Origin of the sequence: Microvirga mediterraneensis, from assembly GCF_013520865.1 — a bacterium.
GTDB lineage: Bacteria > Pseudomonadota > Alphaproteobacteria > Rhizobiales > Beijerinckiaceae > Microvirga > Microvirga mediterraneensis.
In genome coordinates, this window is sequence record NZ_JACDXJ010000001.1 from 1,471,996 (window position 1) to 1,488,123 (window position 16,128).

The following is a 16,128-nucleotide window of genomic DNA, read 5'->3' on the forward strand; positions in this document are numbered from 1 at the left end:
ACCCGCAGAGCGCCGCCACATTCTCGCCGTGGCGGCGCTTTTGTGTTATTCGGCTCCTCGTTCGAGGACCCTCACGGTATCCCAGCATGTTTAGACGCCTGTTTGTCTTTTCCGCCTTTGCTCTCGCTCTGGCCGCAACCTCGGTTTTTCCTGCCGCCGCCCAGGATGCGGCCGACGCGATCGTGCGCCTGAACCGGCTCGAGAGCCAGTTCCGCCAGATCTCCGGCCAGATGGAGCAGCTCCAGTACGAGAACCGCCAGCTCAAGGAGCAGCTCCGTAAATTCCAGGAGGACGTGGAGTTCCGCTTCCAGGAGCGCGGCGGCGGCTCGCGGTCCGCGACGCCTCCGACCGCGACGCCCTCGCGTCCCGCCCAGCCGGCGCCGGCCCAGCCTCAGCGCCGGAGCGACGTGTTCGATCCTTCCGGGGCGCCGGATGCTCCCGGCGCCCCGCGTCCGCTCGGCACCACGCCGCCTTCCGCCCCCCTGACGGCGGACGCCAATCGTCCCATGCCGCTGCCCGGCGGGCAGCTCGCCGAGCTGATCGAGCAGGACGAGCAGGGCCTCGACGGAGCTCCGATGGACGGCGGCGGGCATGACCTCATGGGCGGCCTTCCGCAGGGCGCTCTCGCCGAGCGTCCCGGCCCGAGCGTCGCGGCGACGAGCGTGGGCAACCCGCGCTCCGATTTCGACGCGGCCTATGCCTCTTTCTCGCAGAAGCAGTACGATCAGGCCGAGATGGGTTTCCGCCGCTTCCTCCAGTCCAATCCCCGCGACAAGTTGGTGCCCGAGGCGACCTTCTGGCTGGGCGAGACCTATCTCCAGCGGGGCCGCTACCGCGAGGCCGCGGAGCAGTTCCTGAACGTCTCGGCCGAGCATCCCGACGCCGCCAAGGCCCCCGATTCCCTGCTGCGGCTCGGCATCTCCCTGAACGGGCTCGGCGCCAAGGACCGCGCCTGCTCCGTCCTCGCGGAGCTCGACCGCAAGTATCCGCAGGCCTCGGCGCCCGTCCGCCAGGCATCCGAGCGCGAGCAGAAGCGCATCAAGTGCAGCTGAGCCGCTGACGATTCTCGACAAGGGCCGACCGATGGCCGCGCCTCCGCCTCCCGACGATGCGCTCTCGGATGATGGGCTGGAGCCTCTTTTCGCCTCCTTGGATCAAGCCTCGGGCATTGTCGCGGCCGTTTCCGGCGGGCCCGATTCCACCGCCTTGATGCACTTGCTCGCCCGCTGGCACGCTGCCGGCTCGCGGCCTCCCGTTCACGTCGCCACCATCGACCACGGCCTGCGGCCCGACGCCGCCGGGGAAGCCGCTTTCGTCGCCCGGGAGGCCGGCGCGCTGGGCCTGCCGCACCGAATCCTCGCCTGGACGGGAAACAAGCCCCGGACCGGCATCCAGGAGGCCGCGCGGGAGGCGCGCTATCGGCTCCTCGCCGATCATGCCCATGCGGCAGGGGCGTCGCATCTCGTCACGGCCCATACCCTCGACGATCAGGCTGAGACCATCATGATGCGCCTGGCCCGGGGCTCGGGCCTGTCCGGCCTTGCCGGCATGCGCCGGGAGACGAAGCGTCACGGCATCTTCCATGCGCGGCCGCTTCTGGGGTGGCCGAAGGCGCGCCTTCTCGATCTCTGCCGGAGCCAAGGCTGGCGCTTCGTCGAGGATCCGTCCAATGCCAACGCGGTTTATGCCCGTGTCCGCTGGCGCAGGCTCATGCCGCTGCTGGCGGCGGAAGGGCTCGATGCCGAGCGCCTGTCCCGCTTCGCCGAGCGCGCCGCCAGGGCTGACGAAGCCCTCGGCCTCAAGGCCAGGGAGGCCCTGGAGGGAGCCGGGGTCTCCGAAGAGGGCGGCCGGGTCTCGTTCGAGGGCGGCATCCTTGCGAGCGAGCCTCTCGAAATCGCCCTGCGGGTGCTGGAGCAGGCCCTTCGCAGGGCGGGTCTGGGGCTCGAAACCAGCCGGTTGAACAGGCTCGAATCCTGCGCGGAGCGCCTGAGGACGGCCATCGGGGCAGGGGAGACCTTGAGCCTCACGATCGCAGGGGCGCTCGTGCGGTTGGACCGCTCGGGCCGGGTGTCCATCGCGCCGGAACCGCCGCGGCGGCGGGGCCGTTAGCCAAATCTCTTAGCCAACGTTATCGGATCGCGCCGTATAGGCGCCGCATTCCCTTGGCAAGGCGAGACGGTGTGCCTACATTGAGTTTAACCGCACGGGGAGACCTCCTCGCGCATCATCTCCCTCTGGGGCAGAACCTGATCCGATGAATTCAAATTTCCGCAACTTCGCTTTGTGGGTCGTCATCTTCCTCCTGGTGCTGGCGCTCGTGACCCTTTTCCAGAGCCCGGGCCAACGGGGCGGCGGCAGCGATATCGCCTATAGCCAGCTCCTCAGCGAGGCCGATGCCGGGCGCATCACCAGCGTGGTCATCTCCGGTCCGGAGATCAGCGGCACCTATACGGACGGCCGGACCTTCACGACTTATGCGCCGAGCGACCCGATGCTCGTGACGAAGCTGCAGCAGAAGGGCGTGCAGATCACCGCCCGTCCGCAGTCGGATTCGACCCCCTGGTTCATCGCGGTTCTCATGAACATCCTGCCCATCGCGCTCTTCATCGGCGCCTGGGTGTTCCTGTCGCGCCAGATGCAGAGCGGCGCCGGCCGGGCCATGGGCTTCGGCAAGTCCAAGGCGAAGCTCCTGACGGAGGCCCATGGCCGCGTCACCTTCGACGACGTCGCGGGCATCGACGAGGCCAAGGAAGACCTGCAGGAGGTCGTGGAATTCCTGCGCGACCCGCAGAAGTTCCAGCGCCTCGGCGGCCGCATCCCGCGCGGCGTGCTGCTCGTCGGCCCCCCCGGCACCGGTAAGACCCTGACGGCCCGCGCGGTCGCCGGCGAGGCCAACGTGCCGTTCTTCACCATCTCGGGCTCGGACTTCGTCGAGATGTTCGTCGGCGTCGGCGCCTCCCGCGTGCGCGACATGTTCGAGCAGGCGAAGAAGAACGCCCCCTGCATCATCTTCATCGACGAGATCGACGCGGTCGGCCGCCATCGCGGCGCCGGCCTCGGCGGCGGCAACGACGAGCGCGAGCAGACCCTCAACCAGCTCCTCGTGGAGATGGACGGCTTCGAGGCCAACGAGGGCGTGATCATCATCGCGGCCACCAACCGTCCCGACGTGCTCGACCCGGCGCTCCTGCGCCCGGGCCGCTTCGACCGCCAGATCGTCGTCCCGAACCCGGACGTGGTCGGCCGCGAGAAGATCCTGCGCGTCCACGTGCGCAAGGTGCCGCTGGCTCCCGACGTGGACCTGAAGGTCATCGCCCGCGGCACCCCCGGCTTCTCGGGCGCCGACCTCATGAACCTCGTCAACGAGGCGGCCCTGCTCGCCGCCCGCCGCGGCAAGCGCATCGTGACCATGCGCGAGTTCGAGGACGCCAAGGACAAGGTGATGATGGGCGCCGAGCGCCGCACCCTCGTCATGACCGACGACGAGAAGCGCCTGACCGCCTATCACGAGGCCGGACACGCCATCGTGGCGCTCAACGTCCCGGCCACCGACCCGGTGCACAAGGCCACCATCATCCCGCGCGGTCGCGCGCTGGGCATGGTCATGCAGCTGCCCGAGCGGGACAAGCTGTCCATGTCCTACGAGCAGATGACCTCGCGCTTGGCCATCATGATGGGCGGCCGCATCGCCGAGGAGATGATCTTCGGCAAGGACAAGGTCACCTCGGGCGCTCAGTCCGACATCGAGCAGGCGACCCGCCTCGCCCGCATGATGGTGACCCGCTGGGGCTTCTCGCCCGAGCTCGGCACCGTCGCCTACGGCGAGAACCAGGACGAGGTGTTCCTCGGCATGCAGATGGGCCGCCAGCAGAACGTGTCGGAGGCCACCGCCCAGAAGATCGACTCGGAGGTCCGCCGCCTGGTCGAGGACGGGCTCAACGACGCCCGCCGCATCCTGACCGAGAAGGCGCACGACCTCGAGGCCCTGGCCCGCGGCCTGCTCGAATACGAGACCCTGACCGGCGAGGAGATCCGCAACCTCCTCGATGGTCAGCCTCCGGTGCGCGACACCGGCGAGGCCGTCACCCCGAGCCGCGGCTCCGCCGTGCCCACCGCCGGCCGTGGCCGGCCGCGGGAGAGCGACGGGGGCATGGAGCCCCAGCCGCAGGCCTGAGGAAGCCCAATTTCGTAAATCCGAGAGCGCCCGCCATCCGGCGGGCGTTCTTTTTTGTTTACCTCGAAGATCTAATACTCCCTAAGGGCGGGACCGAAGGCTGTAACAATCGCTTATCACTTGTGATGGCGCGCATTGGCCCGCAAGCCTTGACCGAATTCAGGGAGGTTGCTTTGAAAAAGCCAAAGCGCGGATTGGCGCTACGGAATGCGGAGACAAGGCACGTGCGTAAATACTTCGGAACGGACGGAATTCGGGGCCGCGCCAACGGCATCATCACGCCGGATCTGGCCCTCAGGGTCGGGCAGGCGGCCGGTCTCATGTTCCAGCAGCGCGGCGATTACCGCCACCGGGTCGTGATCGGCAAGGATACGCGGCTGTCCGGCTACATGATCGAATCGGCCCTCCAGGCCGGGTTCACCTCGGTGGGCATGGACGTGCTCCTGCTCGGCCCGATCCCGACGCCTGCGGTCGCCATGCTGACGCGCTCCATGCGCTGCGACCTGGGCGTCATGATCTCCGCCTCCCACAACCCCTACGAGGACAACGGCATCAAGCTGTTCGGCCCCGACGGGTTCAAGCTGAGCGACGACATGGAGCTTCAGATCGAGGCCATGATCGATTCCGACCTGACGCGGCGCCTGGCCGATTCCGCCACCCTCGGCCGCGCCAAGCGCATCGAGAGCGTCCAGGCCCGCTACATCGAGTTCGCCAAGCGCACCCTGCCGCGCCAGATCGATCTGGAAGGCATGCGCGTGGTGATCGATTGCGCCAACGGGGCTGGCTACAAGGTCGCCCCGGAGGCCCTGTGGGAGCTGGGCGCCGAGGTCGTGTCCATCGGCGTCGAGCCCAACGGCTTCAACATCAACCACGATGTCGGCTCCACCGCGCCGGACGCCCTGATCCACAAGGTGCGCGAGCTGCGCGCCGATGTCGGCATCGCCCTCGACGGCGACGCCGACCGGGTGCTGATCGTCGACGAGAAGGGCCACAAGGTCGACGGCGACCAGCTCATGGGCGTCGTCGCCCGCTCCTGGAAGGAGGACGGCCGCCTGGCGCAGGCCGGCATCGTCGCGACGATCATGTCCAATCTCGGCCTGGAGCGCTACCTGAACGGCCTGGGCCTTGGCCTCGTGCGCACCGCCGTCGGCGACCGCTATGTGCTCGAGCATATGCGGGCCAACGGCTATAATCTTGGCGGCGAGCAGTCGGGCCACATCATCATGTCCGACTACACCACCACCGGCGACGGCCTCGTGGCGGCGCTCCAGCTCCTGGCGGTCGTCAAGAGCCTCGGCAAGCCCGTGTCGGAAGTCTGCCATTGCTTCGAGCCGCTGCCGCAGGTGCTCAAGAACGTGCGCTACAAGTCCGGCACGCCCCTGCAGGAAGCCTCGGTCATCAAGGCCATCGAGTCCGGCCGCGAGACTCTCGGCAATGCCGGCCGTCTCGTGATCCGCCCCTCCGGCACCGAGCCCGTCATCCGGGTCATGGGCGAGGGCGACAACGCGGACCTCGTCAATCGCGTGGTGGACGACGTGGTGGAAGCCGTCACGCAGGCGGCATCCAAGGCTGCTGCTTAAGACGCGTCACCGTTTCCCGTTCCAAAGCAAAAGCCCCGGCGAGATGATCGTCGGGGCTTTTCTATTTTGGCTTGTTCAAAGGGCGGCCTTGTCTCCCAACCTCATCCTGAGGAGCAGGCGAAGTCTGCGTCTCGAAGGATCGTCCAGAGCGCACTGGAAACGCCCTCGTCCTTCGAGACGCTTCGCTCCTCAGGATGAGGGCTCTGGGACGGTACAAGATTGAGCCCTCTACTCACTCCGCGGCTTGCGCGGGCGGCACCGGCTTCGCCCGAGAGGGGATGTCGTCGCCGTGAGCCACCTGGCCCGTCTCGGCACGCAGCCTGTCGAGCAGCTCGCTCACGTAGGTGGCGGGCTTGGTGAAGCCGCCGAGGAGCAGGTAGATCGACGGGACCACCAGCATGGTCAAGATGGTCGAGACTGTGACGCCGCCGACGATCACCGACCCGATGGCGTTGCGCGCCTCGGCGCCGGCGCCGGTGGACCAGGCGAGCGGGATGGCGCCGCCGATCATGGCGATCGACGTCATCAGGATCGGCCGCAGGCGCAGGACGGAAGCCTCGATCACCGCATCACGCACCGAGTATCCGCGTTCGCGCAACTGGTTCGAGAATTCGACGATCAGGATGCCGTTCTTGGTCATGAGGCCGATGAGCAGGATCATGCCGATCTGGCTGTAGATGTTGAGCGTCTGCCCCGTGATGAACAGGGCGAGCAACCCGCCGGTCACCGCGAGCGGCACGGTGAGCATGATGATGAAAGGGTTGATCCAGCTCTCGAACTGCGCGGCCAGCACCAGGAACACCACCAGGAGCGCCATGGCGAAGGTCAGGTAGATGGCGCCGGTCGAGTCCAGGAAGTCCTTGGACTGGCCCGTATAGCCGATGCGCACCTCCGCCGGCAGGTTGTCGCGCACGATCTGCTGGAGGATATCGAGACCCTCGCCGATGGAGACGCCCGGCGCCAGCGAGGACTGGATCGTGATCGACCGCAGGCGGTCGAACCGGTTCAGGGCCTGCGGGGCGGCCGATTCCGTCAGGGTGACGAAGGAGGAGAGCGGGACGAGCTCGCCGTTGGCGGCGCGCACGAAGGTGTTGGTGAGGTCGTTGGGCGTCGCGCGGTCCTGGGCGCGGGCGCGCATGATCACCGGGTACTCGTCGCCGCGGCTGACGAAGGTCGAGACCTCGGTCTCGCCGAACATCAGCTGGAGCGTGTTGCCGATATCCTGCACGGAAACCCCGAGATCGGCCGCGCGCTGGCGGTCGATCTGCACGCGGATGTCCGGCTGGGACTCGCGGTAGTTGGAGTCCATGTTGACGAACTTGCCGGTCTCCTGGGCCTTCTGCATGACGGTGTCGCGCCAGCCGCGGATCGTCTCGTAATCGGGTCCGCCGAGCACGAACTGGATCGGCTGGCCGAAGCCGCCGGCGCCGCCGAAGGCGGGAGGATTGACCACCGATACGCGCGCGCCCGGGAAGCTCGACACCTTCGGGGTCATCTGGCGCACGATATCCTGCTGGGATTGGGTCCGCTCTTCCCAGGGCACGAGGCGCACGATCACGATGCCCTCGTTGACCGGGGAGGGTCGGGCGAAGCCCGGGGCCACCTGGCTCAGCATCGAGGCGACGAGCCCCTGCTCCTGCAGCGGCATGAGGGCTTTCTCGACCTCCTTCACCCGGTCTCGGGTGTAGTCGAGGCTCGCGCCTTCAGGCGCCTGGAGGCGGACGATGATGGCGCCGCGATCCTCCGTGGGGGCGAATTCCTTCGGCAGGGACTGGAACAGGCCGTATGCCGACAGGGACACCAGGAAGCCGACGAAGAGAATGACCACAGGGGCTCCCAGGGCGCGGGAGAGCAGCCAGCGATAGCCGCCGTTCATCTTCTCGAAGAGCGGCTCGGTCATGCGCTGGATCCGGCCATGGGCGGGAACCATGAGCTTGGAGCACATCATCGGGGTGAGCGTGCGGGCCACGACGCCGGAGAAGAAGATCGCGGCCGCGAGCGTGATGCCGAATTCGCGGAAGAGCTTGCCGGTATTGCCGGTCATGAAGGCGAGCGGCACGAACACGGCCATGAGCGTCGCCGTGGTGGCGATCACCGCGAAACCGATCTCGCGGGCGCCGTCGAAGGAGGCGAGCAGCGGCGGCTGGCCCTCCTCGATGCGCCGGTGCACGTTCTCGATCTCCACGATGGCGTCGTCCACCACGATGCCGATGGCCAGCACGATGGCGAGGAGGGTCAGCACGTTGATGGACGCGCCGAAGAAGGCCATGACCATGAAGGCCGCGGTGATCGAGACCGGGATCGCCACCATGGCCACGATGGTGGAGCGCCAGTCGCGCAGGAAGAGCAGGATCACCAGGATCACGAGCGCGACGCCTTCCACCAGCGTGTGCAGCACGCCCTCGATGGAGGCGCGGATGAACTGGCTCTCGTCATAGGCGACTTCCGCCGTGGTCCCGGGGGGCAGGGAGCCCTTGAGCTCCTCAAGCTCCTTGCGCACGCCGTCGACGACGGACAGCGTATTGGCCGTCGATTGGCGCACGACGCCGAGGCCGATGGCGGTCTCGCCCGACTGGTAGAACTCGAAGCGGGTATCCTCCGGGCCCACCTCGACCTGGGCCACCTCGCCGAGGCGGACCAGATAGCCGTTCTTGCTCGAGACGATCACCTGCTGGAACTGCTCGGGCGTCGCGAGGCGGGAATCGGTCTTGACGGTGAATTCGCGCTGGCTGGACTCGATCCGGCCGCCCGGCAGCTCCACGTTCTGGCGCTTGATGGCGGTTTCGAGATCCTGCACGGTCAGGCCGCGGGCGGCGAGTGCCGGCCGGTCGACCCAGACCCGCATGGCAAAGCGGCGCTCGCCGCTGAGGTTCACGTTGGCCACGCCCGGCACCGTGGACAGGCGGTCCACATAGACGCGCTTGAGGAAGTCGCTGAGTTCGAGCGCGTCGAGGGTCGTGGACGTGACGCCCACCCACAGGATTGCCGAGGCGTTCGCATCGACCTTGCGAACCACCGGCGTGTCGGCGCCGTCCGGGAGGCGTCCGGTGACGCGGGAGATGGCGTCGCGCACGTCGGAGGTCGCGGCTTCCGGATCGCGGGAGACCTCGAACTCGATGGAGACCGACGAGCGGTCGTTCTGGCTCTGCGACGTGATCTGGCGGATGCCTTCGATGCCCGCGACCGCGCCCTCGATGATCTCCGTCACACGGCTCTCGATCACCTCGTTCGAGGCGCCGCGATAGACGGTGGAGACCGATACGACCGGGCGGTCGACCTGCGGGTATTCGCGAACCGGCAGGTTCATGAGCGATGCGAGGCCGCCCACGATCAGCAGCAGGCTGACCACGACGGCGAAGACGGGGCGGCGGATGAAGAGGTCTGAAACCTGCATGGCTCTGGTCGATTCAGGTTAGGATCAAGTCTTGGGCGAAACACGCGGTGTCATCCCCGGCGCACGCAGTGCGGGAAGGGGATCCACGATCACGCTCGGCGCTATGGATCCCCTTCCCGGTCCTCAAGGACCGCCGGGGATGACACAAACTGTTCACTTCCGCTCGGCCGCCTGAGCGGCTCCGATGGCCTGCGGGACGTTGAGCGAGGAGCGGGAGGGCTGCTCCCGGTTGGCCGCCGGAGCGGGAGCGGTCGGGGCGGTGGAGCCCACCGGGCGGGCGACGACCTCGGCCCCGGGGCGCACGCGCTGGACGCCCAGCACGACGATGGTCTCGCCGGCCTTCAACCCGTCGACCACCTCGACCTTTCCGCCCTGGCGCTGGCCGATGGTGATGACGCGGCGCTCCACCTTGTTGTCCTTGACCGGATAGATGACGTGGCGCAGGCCTTCGCTGACGACGGCCTCCTCCGGCACCACGACAGCGTCGTCCTTGGTCGAAACCTCGAGGGCGACCGACAGGAACATGCCGGGCTTCAGGGCTTCGTCGGGATTGTCGAACTCGGCCGTCAGGCGCGCCGTGCGGGTCGTCTGGTCCACCCGGGGGTCGATGGTCGACACGCTACCCTTGAAGGTGCGGCCCTTATAGGCCGCCGAGGTGGCGTTGACCGTCTGGCCGGGCTTGAGCCTTCCCAGGAGATTTTCCGGCACCGCGAAGTCGAGGCGCACCCTGGACAGGTCGTCCAGGGAGGTGATGCGGGTGCCCGGGGCCACATAGGCGCCCAGCGAGACCGAGCGGGTGCCGACGCGGCCATCGAAAGGCGCGCGGATCATCAGGTCCTCGAGCCGGGCTTCGGCGGCCTTGCGCTGGGCGCGGGCGGAGGCGATGGAGCCGTCGAGGGATTTGATCTGCGCCGTCAGATCCTCGACCTGGGCCCCCGTGCCCGCGCCGGTGCGGCTGAGCGCCTGGGCGCGTTCGAGCTTGATGGCGACTTCGTTCCGGAGCGCCTCGGCGCGGCTGGCCTCGGCGATGGCCTGTTCGATCTCGGCCCGCCGCTCGGCGGCGTCGAACTGGACCAGCATGTCCCCGGCCTTGACTTTCTGGCCTTCGTTGAAGCCGATTTCGCCGACGATGCCTGCCACCTTGGCGGTCACGGTGATCGATTCATAGGCACGGACCGTCCCAACAGATTCCCGGGTCTCGACGATGCGCCCGGTCTTGACGGTGTCGACATCGACCGTGGCGGGGCCGGTCGGACCGCCGCGTCCACGGCCGCCCTGGGCGGGCTGCTGGCCCGAGGGTTGGCTCACATACGCGCCGATCACGGGCACATTGGCCAGATGGCCGCCCTGGTAGGCGTACCAGCCGCCAGCGCCTGCTGCCCCCAGCACGGCAATGACGGCAAGTTGACCGGACACACGCATGCTCGCTCCTAACTCAGTCCTTCGACCTTATTCGGTTCTTGGTCGTAATTGTCGGAAGTGGTCCTAGCATAATACATGCCAAGTGCTGCGAATATAACGCAGCAAACACGATGTTTTGTATTACGATTTCGTAATCTCAATTTCTTCCGGACGAGGTCAGGAGTTCAGCCAGACTCAGAAGTTGCCGCAAGCTTGACAATGTTCATTATTTGTTCTATGAATTCATTCATATTTTTGAATGGATTTTTTATGGATTCGTGGACTTTGAAGGAGAATTGGAGGGCAGCCCGTTACGCGCTCTCGCTCGCTCAATTGGAGCTTCGGCGACTGCGCCTGTCCCTGATTCTCAAGCGGTTCAACCCGAGCCAGCCGCGCGTGCCCGCTGGGAATCCCGGCGGTGGACGTTGGACGGACGGAGGAGGTGGTGAGGGCTCTTCGCGCATCGAGTTCGTTTCCAACCGCCCCAGACAAGGTGGCGGCACCCGCGTCATTCGCGGTCGAGCCTACGAGACGACGCCAGCTCAAGAGGTGCGCCTCGACGTGTCGGCTGCCCGTGCGCGGGCTGCTGGTGCAGGAGGTCCAACGACATGATTCGAACTGGCGCCCGACGCCGAGCATCTACGAGGGAGTCGAGGGTGAGATCCTCGCTAATGAAGCTGCAGCATTGCAGGCTGCGGCCCGCCTGAGGGAATTGCGCAGACCGGAGCCCGTCCGCGGACCAATGGAGGAAATCCTCATGCCCAACGGGCAGCATCTCGGGACGCGGTATAGGAGCGCGGACGACACGACGCGTACAGTAACGTCTTCCGAATTCAACAGCCTGCTTGAGACCCTTACGCCGGGCTCGCAGATCGTTCAGTCTCCTCCGGCGTATCGGGGTCTCTGGTATCGTCGCCCCGATGGATCAATTTTTGGTGTTAGACGAAGCGAAGAGAATGGCATCACAATCGATGTCATTCAAAACAATCATCCCATTCTAAGAAGCGGTTACAAAGTGCATCAGCAATGACACAGGAACTCAGGCATAAATATTTTGATCGCTCCATGAGCGAATGGATCAAGATGGTAGCCAACGAATTGCCTATCGATGCTGTCGGCATGTGGCAGATCGTGCCGGGTGGCCGACATGGCTTCGGTCTCGAAGGCGAGGCGTTGACGGACTATGTCCGTCGCTGCATAGCCGAACTGCTGTCGCGCGGTGCGGTGCCTGTCGTGGGCGGTGGGCTGGAGGGCGAGCACGAGTGGATCGCGCAGCCGCAATATGGTTCGAAACCGGACGAGATCATCGAGAATGTTGTGCGCGAATGGCTCGCCAACGGAGCAAAGGACGAGGACCCCGGCGGCCTTTGGTTTGCCCGACGGGAGCGCGCTTGGTTTCCTCCGGCTTGAAGTGAGCATTTCATGCTGTGCGAAATGCAATGAATGAAAGAGGGCTTCCTTTAGGAGACAATCTGGGGCGCGCGGCGGCACGCTCTAAAGTCGGTGCCAAATCGCCTTGACCCGCCTCGTCAATTCCACCATACCGGTTGGCGGGACACCTCTCCCCACCGAGAGGCGCCCATCTGTAAGGATGGATTACATGACGAACCTGCCCGCCGCGCGTCCGCGCGCGCCTTTCTTTTCGTCCGGCCCCTGCGCGAAGCGCCCCGGATGGTCCTTAGCAAACCTGAAGACCGACAGCCTCGGCCGTTCGCACCGCGCGAAGCTCGGCAAGGCTCGGTTGAAGCTCGCCATCGAGCTCACCCGCGAGGTGCTGGAGGTGCCGGCCGATTACCGCATCGGCATCGTGCCCGCCTCCGACACCGGCGCCGTCGAGATGGTGCTGTGGTCGATGCTGGGCGCCCGCCCCGTCGACATGCTGGCCTGGGAAAGCTTCGGCGAGGGCTGGGTCACGGACGTGGTGAAGCAGCTCAAGCTGTCCGACGCCCGCGTGATCAATGCGCCCTACGGCGAGCTTCCCGATCTCACCCAGGTCGATACGAAGAACCGCGACGTGGTCTTCACCTGGAACGGCACCACGTCCGGCGTGCGCGTGCCGAACGCCGATTGGATCGCGGCCGACCGCGAGGGCCTGACGATCTGCGACGCCACATCGGCGGCCTTCGCGCAGAAGCTCGACTTTTCGAAGCTCGATGTGGTCACCTTCTCCTGGCAGAAGGTGCTGGGCGGCGAAGCGGCCCACGGCATGCTCATCCTCTCGCCCCGCGCGGTGGAGCGCCTCGAGACCTATAAGCCCGCCTGGCCCCTGCCGAAGATCTTCCGCATGACCAAGGGCGGAAAACTTATCGAAGGCATCTTCGAGGGCGAGACCATCAACACGCCGTCCATGCTCGCGGTCGAGGATTACATCGACGCGCTCGAATGGGCGAAGTCCATCGGCGGTCTGAACGCGCTCGTCGCCAAGGCCGACGCCAATGCCAAGGTCATCCATGACTGGGTCGCCAGGACCCCGTGGATCGCGAACCTCGCCAAGGTTCCGGCGACGGCTTCGAACACCAGCGTGTGCCTCGTGATCGCCGATCCGGACGTGGTGGCCAAGGGCCCCGAGGCCGTGGCGCAGGTCGCCAAGGGCATCACGGCCGCGCTCGACAAGGAGGGCGTTGCCCTCGACATCGGGGCCTATCGCGATGCGCCTCCGGGCCTCCGCATCTGGTGCGGCGCGACGGTCGAGCAATCCGACCTCGAAGCCCTGACGCCTTGGCTCGACTGGGCCTTCGCGCAGGAAAAGGCGAAGCTCGCGAAAGCGGCTTGAGTTTTACCCTCCCCTTGAGGGGTGGGTCGACGCCCTTGAGGGCGGCGGGGTGGGGCGGCAACACCGCTCTTGCCGACCGCCCTCGGACCTAACGCCAGCTAAACAAATCGACAGCGCCGTTCACCCCACCCCGGCTCTTAGAGCCGACCCTCCCCCTCAAGGGGGGGTAGAAGGGGCGGCACATATGAGGTGCACCATGCCCGCTCCCCGCGTTCTCATTTCCGACGCTCTCTCTCCGGCCGCCGTGCAGATCTTCAAGGACCGCGGCATCGAGGTCGACTTCCAGCCGGACCTCGGCAAGGACAAGGAGAAACTCAGCCAGATCATCGGCGATTACGACGGCCTCGCCATCCGGTCCGCCACCAAGGTGACGGCGAAGATCCTCGAACAGGCGAAGAACCTGAAGGTGATCGGCCGCGCCGGCATCGGCGTCGACAATGTCGAGATCCCCGCCGCCACGGCGAAGGGCATCATCGTCATGAACACGCCCTTCGGCAATTCCATCACGACCGCCGAGCACGCCATTGCGATGATGTTCGCGCTCGCGCGCCAGATCCCGCAGGCGGACGCATCCACGCAGGCCGGCAAGTGGGAGAAGAACCGCTTCATGGGCGTGGAGCTGACCGCCAAGGTGCTGGGCGTGATCGGCTGCGGCAATATCGGGTCCATCGTGGCCGACCGCGCCATCGGGCTGCGCATGAAGGTGATCGCCTACGATCCGTTCCTGTCGCCGGAGCGCGCGGTCGAACTCGGCGTCGAGAAGGTGGAGCTGGACGACCTGCTGCGTCGCGCCGACATCATCACGCTTCACGTGCCGATGACCGAGAAGACGAAGAACGTGCTCTCGGCCGAGAACATCGCCAAGACCAAGAAGGGCGTGCGCATCGTCAACTGCGCCCGCGGCGGTCTCGTCGACGAGGTGGCTTTGCGCGGGGCGCTCGATTCCGGCCATGTGGCGGGGGCAGCCTTCGACGTGTTCGTCGAGGAACCGGCGACCTCGAATCCGCTCTTCGGCCATCCCAACGTGGTCTGCACGCCGCATCTCGGCGCGGCCACGACGGAAGCGCAGGAGAACGTGGCCCTGCAGGTGGCCGAGCAGATGTCGGATTACCTGCTCCAGGGCGCGATCCAGAACGCCGTGAACTTCCCGTCGATCACTGCCGAGGAAGCGCCGCGCCTGAAGCCGTTCGTGGCGCTTGCCGACAAGCTCGGCTCCTTCCTGGGCCAGCTCACGGAAGCGCCGATCAAGGGCATCCGCATCGAGTACGAGGGCGCCGTCGCCGAGATGAACACCCGCGCGCTCACCTCCGCGGCGGTGACCGGCGTGCTGCGTCCCTTCCTGCAGGACATCAACATGGTCTCGGCGCCCATCGTGGCGCGGGAGCGCGGCATCACGGTGGAGGAAGTCAAGCGCGAGAGCGCGGCCCGCGACTACGAGAGCTTCATCCGCATCGTCGTCGACGCGGAGGACATGTCGCGCCATGCGGGCGGCACCGTGTTCCAGGACGGCAAGCCGCGCGTGACGGAGATCCGCGACATCATGGTCGATGCCGAGTTCGCGCCGAACATGATCTACGTGAGAAACGACGACAAGCCCGGCTTCATCGGCCGCTTCGGCACCCTGCTCGGCGAATCCGGCGTGAACGTCGCGACCTTCGCGCTCGGCCGCGACGAGCCCGGCGGCGACGCCATCTGCTTCGTGTCCGTGGACGAGCCCGTGTCGGATGAACTTTTGCGCAAGATCGAGGAGATCCCGCAGGTCAAGCGCGCCCGCGCGGTGCGCTTCTAACCAGAGGTATCGAGGGAACGCATCATGGCACCGATTCCGTCACAACGCTTCGTCCTGACGCTCGCCTGCGCGAACCGTCCCGGCATCGTGGCGGCCGTGGCGGGCCACCTGTCGGATGCGGGCCTCAACATCCTCGACGCGCAGCAATACGACGACACGCAGACGGATCGCTTCTTCATGCGTGTCGTGTTCAATCCCGTGGCGGGAGAGAGTGATATCGAAGCGCTGAAAAGCGGATTCACGCCGCTCGCCGAACGCTTCGGCATGACGTGGACGATGAGCGACCAGGGCCGGAAACAGCGCGTCATGCTGCTGGTCTCGAAGTTCGATCATTGCCTTGCCGACCTGCTCTATCGCTGGCGCATCGGCGAGCTCGACTTCGAGCCCGTCGGCGTCATCGCCAATCATCCGGCCGAGACCTACAGCCACGTGGATCTGGGCGACGTGCCGTTCCACTGCCTTCCCGTCACGAAGGACACCAAGCTCGAGCAGGAAGCGCAGGTCTGGGAGATCATCCGTGGTTCCAAGGCCGATCTCGTGGTGCTCGCGCGCTATATGCAGGTGCTGTCGGACGGACTCGCGGCGAAGCTCGCGGGCCGCTGCATCAACATCCACCACTCGTTCCTTCCCAGCTTCAAGGGCGCCAAGCCCTATCACCAGGCCCATGCGCGCGGCGTGAAGCTGATCGGCGCGACCGCGCATTACGTCACGTCCGATCTCGACGAGGGTCCGATCATCGCGCAGGACGTGGAATCGATCACGCACCGCGACTCGGCGGAGGATCTCGTGCGCAAGGGCCGCGACATCGAACGCCGCGTGCTGGCCCGCGCCGTGCGCTACCATCTGGAGGACCGCATACTCCTCAACGGCCGCAAGACCGTGGTGTTCGCGGATTAGAGGATCGAACGCATTAGCGGAAACCGGTTTCGCGTGAGACGATGCGAGAAACCAAAAGCCGAGAGCAATGGATACGAGCTCGAATTCACATCCGACGTTTGAGTGGCGCTGGTAGGTAGC

The 16,128-nt window shown here is 66.3% G+C and carries 10 protein-coding genes; 8 read left to right on the plus strand and 2 right to left on the minus strand.

Features of this window, described 5'->3' with window-relative positions:
* Window positions 1–86: 86 nt before the first annotated feature.
* The 4 genes from ybgF (at window position 87) to glmM (ending at window position 5,754) form a co-directional block, all read left to right on the plus strand.
* On the plus strand, window positions 87–1,052 hold the full coding sequence (ybgF, locus tag H0S73_RS06955; protein WP_181051465.1) for a tol-pal system protein YbgF: 966 nt from the start codon (window positions 87–89) through the stop codon (window positions 1,050–1,052).
* Between the two features lie 31 nt (window positions 1,053–1,083).
* Window positions 1,084–2,109 carry a tRNA lysidine(34) synthetase TilS gene (tilS, locus tag H0S73_RS06960; protein ID WP_181051466.1) on the plus strand — a complete coding sequence of 342 codons (1,026 nt, stop codon included), beginning with the start codon at window positions 1,084–1,086 and terminating at the stop codon, window positions 2,107–2,109.
* A 145-nt stretch (window positions 2,110–2,254) separates the two neighbouring features.
* A complete protein-coding gene (ftsH, locus tag H0S73_RS06965) occupies window positions 2,255–4,174 on the plus strand; it encodes an ATP-dependent zinc metalloprotease FtsH (protein WP_181051467.1) in 1,920 nt (639 codons plus the stop codon).
* 224 nt (window positions 4,175–4,398) lie between these two features.
* Window positions 4,399–5,754: a phosphoglucosamine mutase gene (glmM, locus tag H0S73_RS06970; RefSeq protein ID WP_181051468.1), complete on the plus strand. Its 1,356-nt coding sequence runs from the start codon at window positions 4,399–4,401 to the stop codon at window positions 5,752–5,754.
* A 232-nt stretch (window positions 5,755–5,986) separates the two neighbouring features.
* On the opposite strand, the gene H0S73_RS06975 is transcribed toward glmM, so the two are convergent.
* Window positions 5,987–9,148 carry an efflux RND transporter permease subunit gene (locus tag H0S73_RS06975; RefSeq protein ID WP_181051469.1) on the minus strand — a complete coding sequence of 1,054 codons (3,162 nt, stop codon included), beginning with the start codon at window positions 9,146–9,148 and terminating at the stop codon, window positions 5,987–5,989.
* A gap of 153 nt (window positions 9,149–9,301) precedes the next feature.
* Window positions 9,302–10,570 carry an efflux RND transporter periplasmic adaptor subunit gene (locus H0S73_RS06980; protein WP_181051470.1) on the minus strand — a complete coding sequence of 423 codons (1,269 nt, stop codon included), beginning with the start codon at window positions 10,568–10,570 and terminating at the stop codon, window positions 9,302–9,304.
* A gap of 1,005 nt (window positions 10,571–11,575) precedes the next feature.
* Between H0S73_RS06980 and H0S73_RS06985 the strand changes: the two genes are divergently transcribed.
* The 4 genes from H0S73_RS06985 to purU all read left to right on the plus strand — a co-directional run bounded on the left by H0S73_RS06985 (window position 11,576) and on the right by purU (window position 16,008).
* Window positions 11,576–11,959 carry a hypothetical protein gene (locus H0S73_RS06985; protein ID WP_181051471.1) on the plus strand — a complete coding sequence of 128 codons (384 nt, stop codon included), beginning with the start codon at window positions 11,576–11,578 and terminating at the stop codon, window positions 11,957–11,959.
* A gap of 190 nt (window positions 11,960–12,149) precedes the next feature.
* Window positions 12,150–13,322, plus strand: a complete 1,173-nt coding sequence (locus tag H0S73_RS06990; RefSeq protein ID WP_181051472.1) for a phosphoserine transaminase — start codon at window positions 12,150–12,152, stop codon at window positions 13,320–13,322.
* 196 nt (window positions 13,323–13,518) lie between these two features.
* Window positions 13,519–15,111, plus strand: a complete 1,593-nt coding sequence (serA, locus tag H0S73_RS06995) for a phosphoglycerate dehydrogenase (protein ID WP_181051473.1) — start codon at window positions 13,519–13,521, stop codon at window positions 15,109–15,111.
* 33 nt (window positions 15,112–15,144) lie between these two features.
* Window positions 15,145–16,008 carry a formyltetrahydrofolate deformylase gene (gene purU / locus H0S73_RS07000; protein WP_343058446.1) on the plus strand — a complete coding sequence of 288 codons (864 nt, stop codon included), beginning with the start codon at window positions 15,145–15,147 and terminating at the stop codon, window positions 16,006–16,008.
* The last annotated feature ends 120 nt before the right edge of the window (window positions 16,009–16,128 follow it).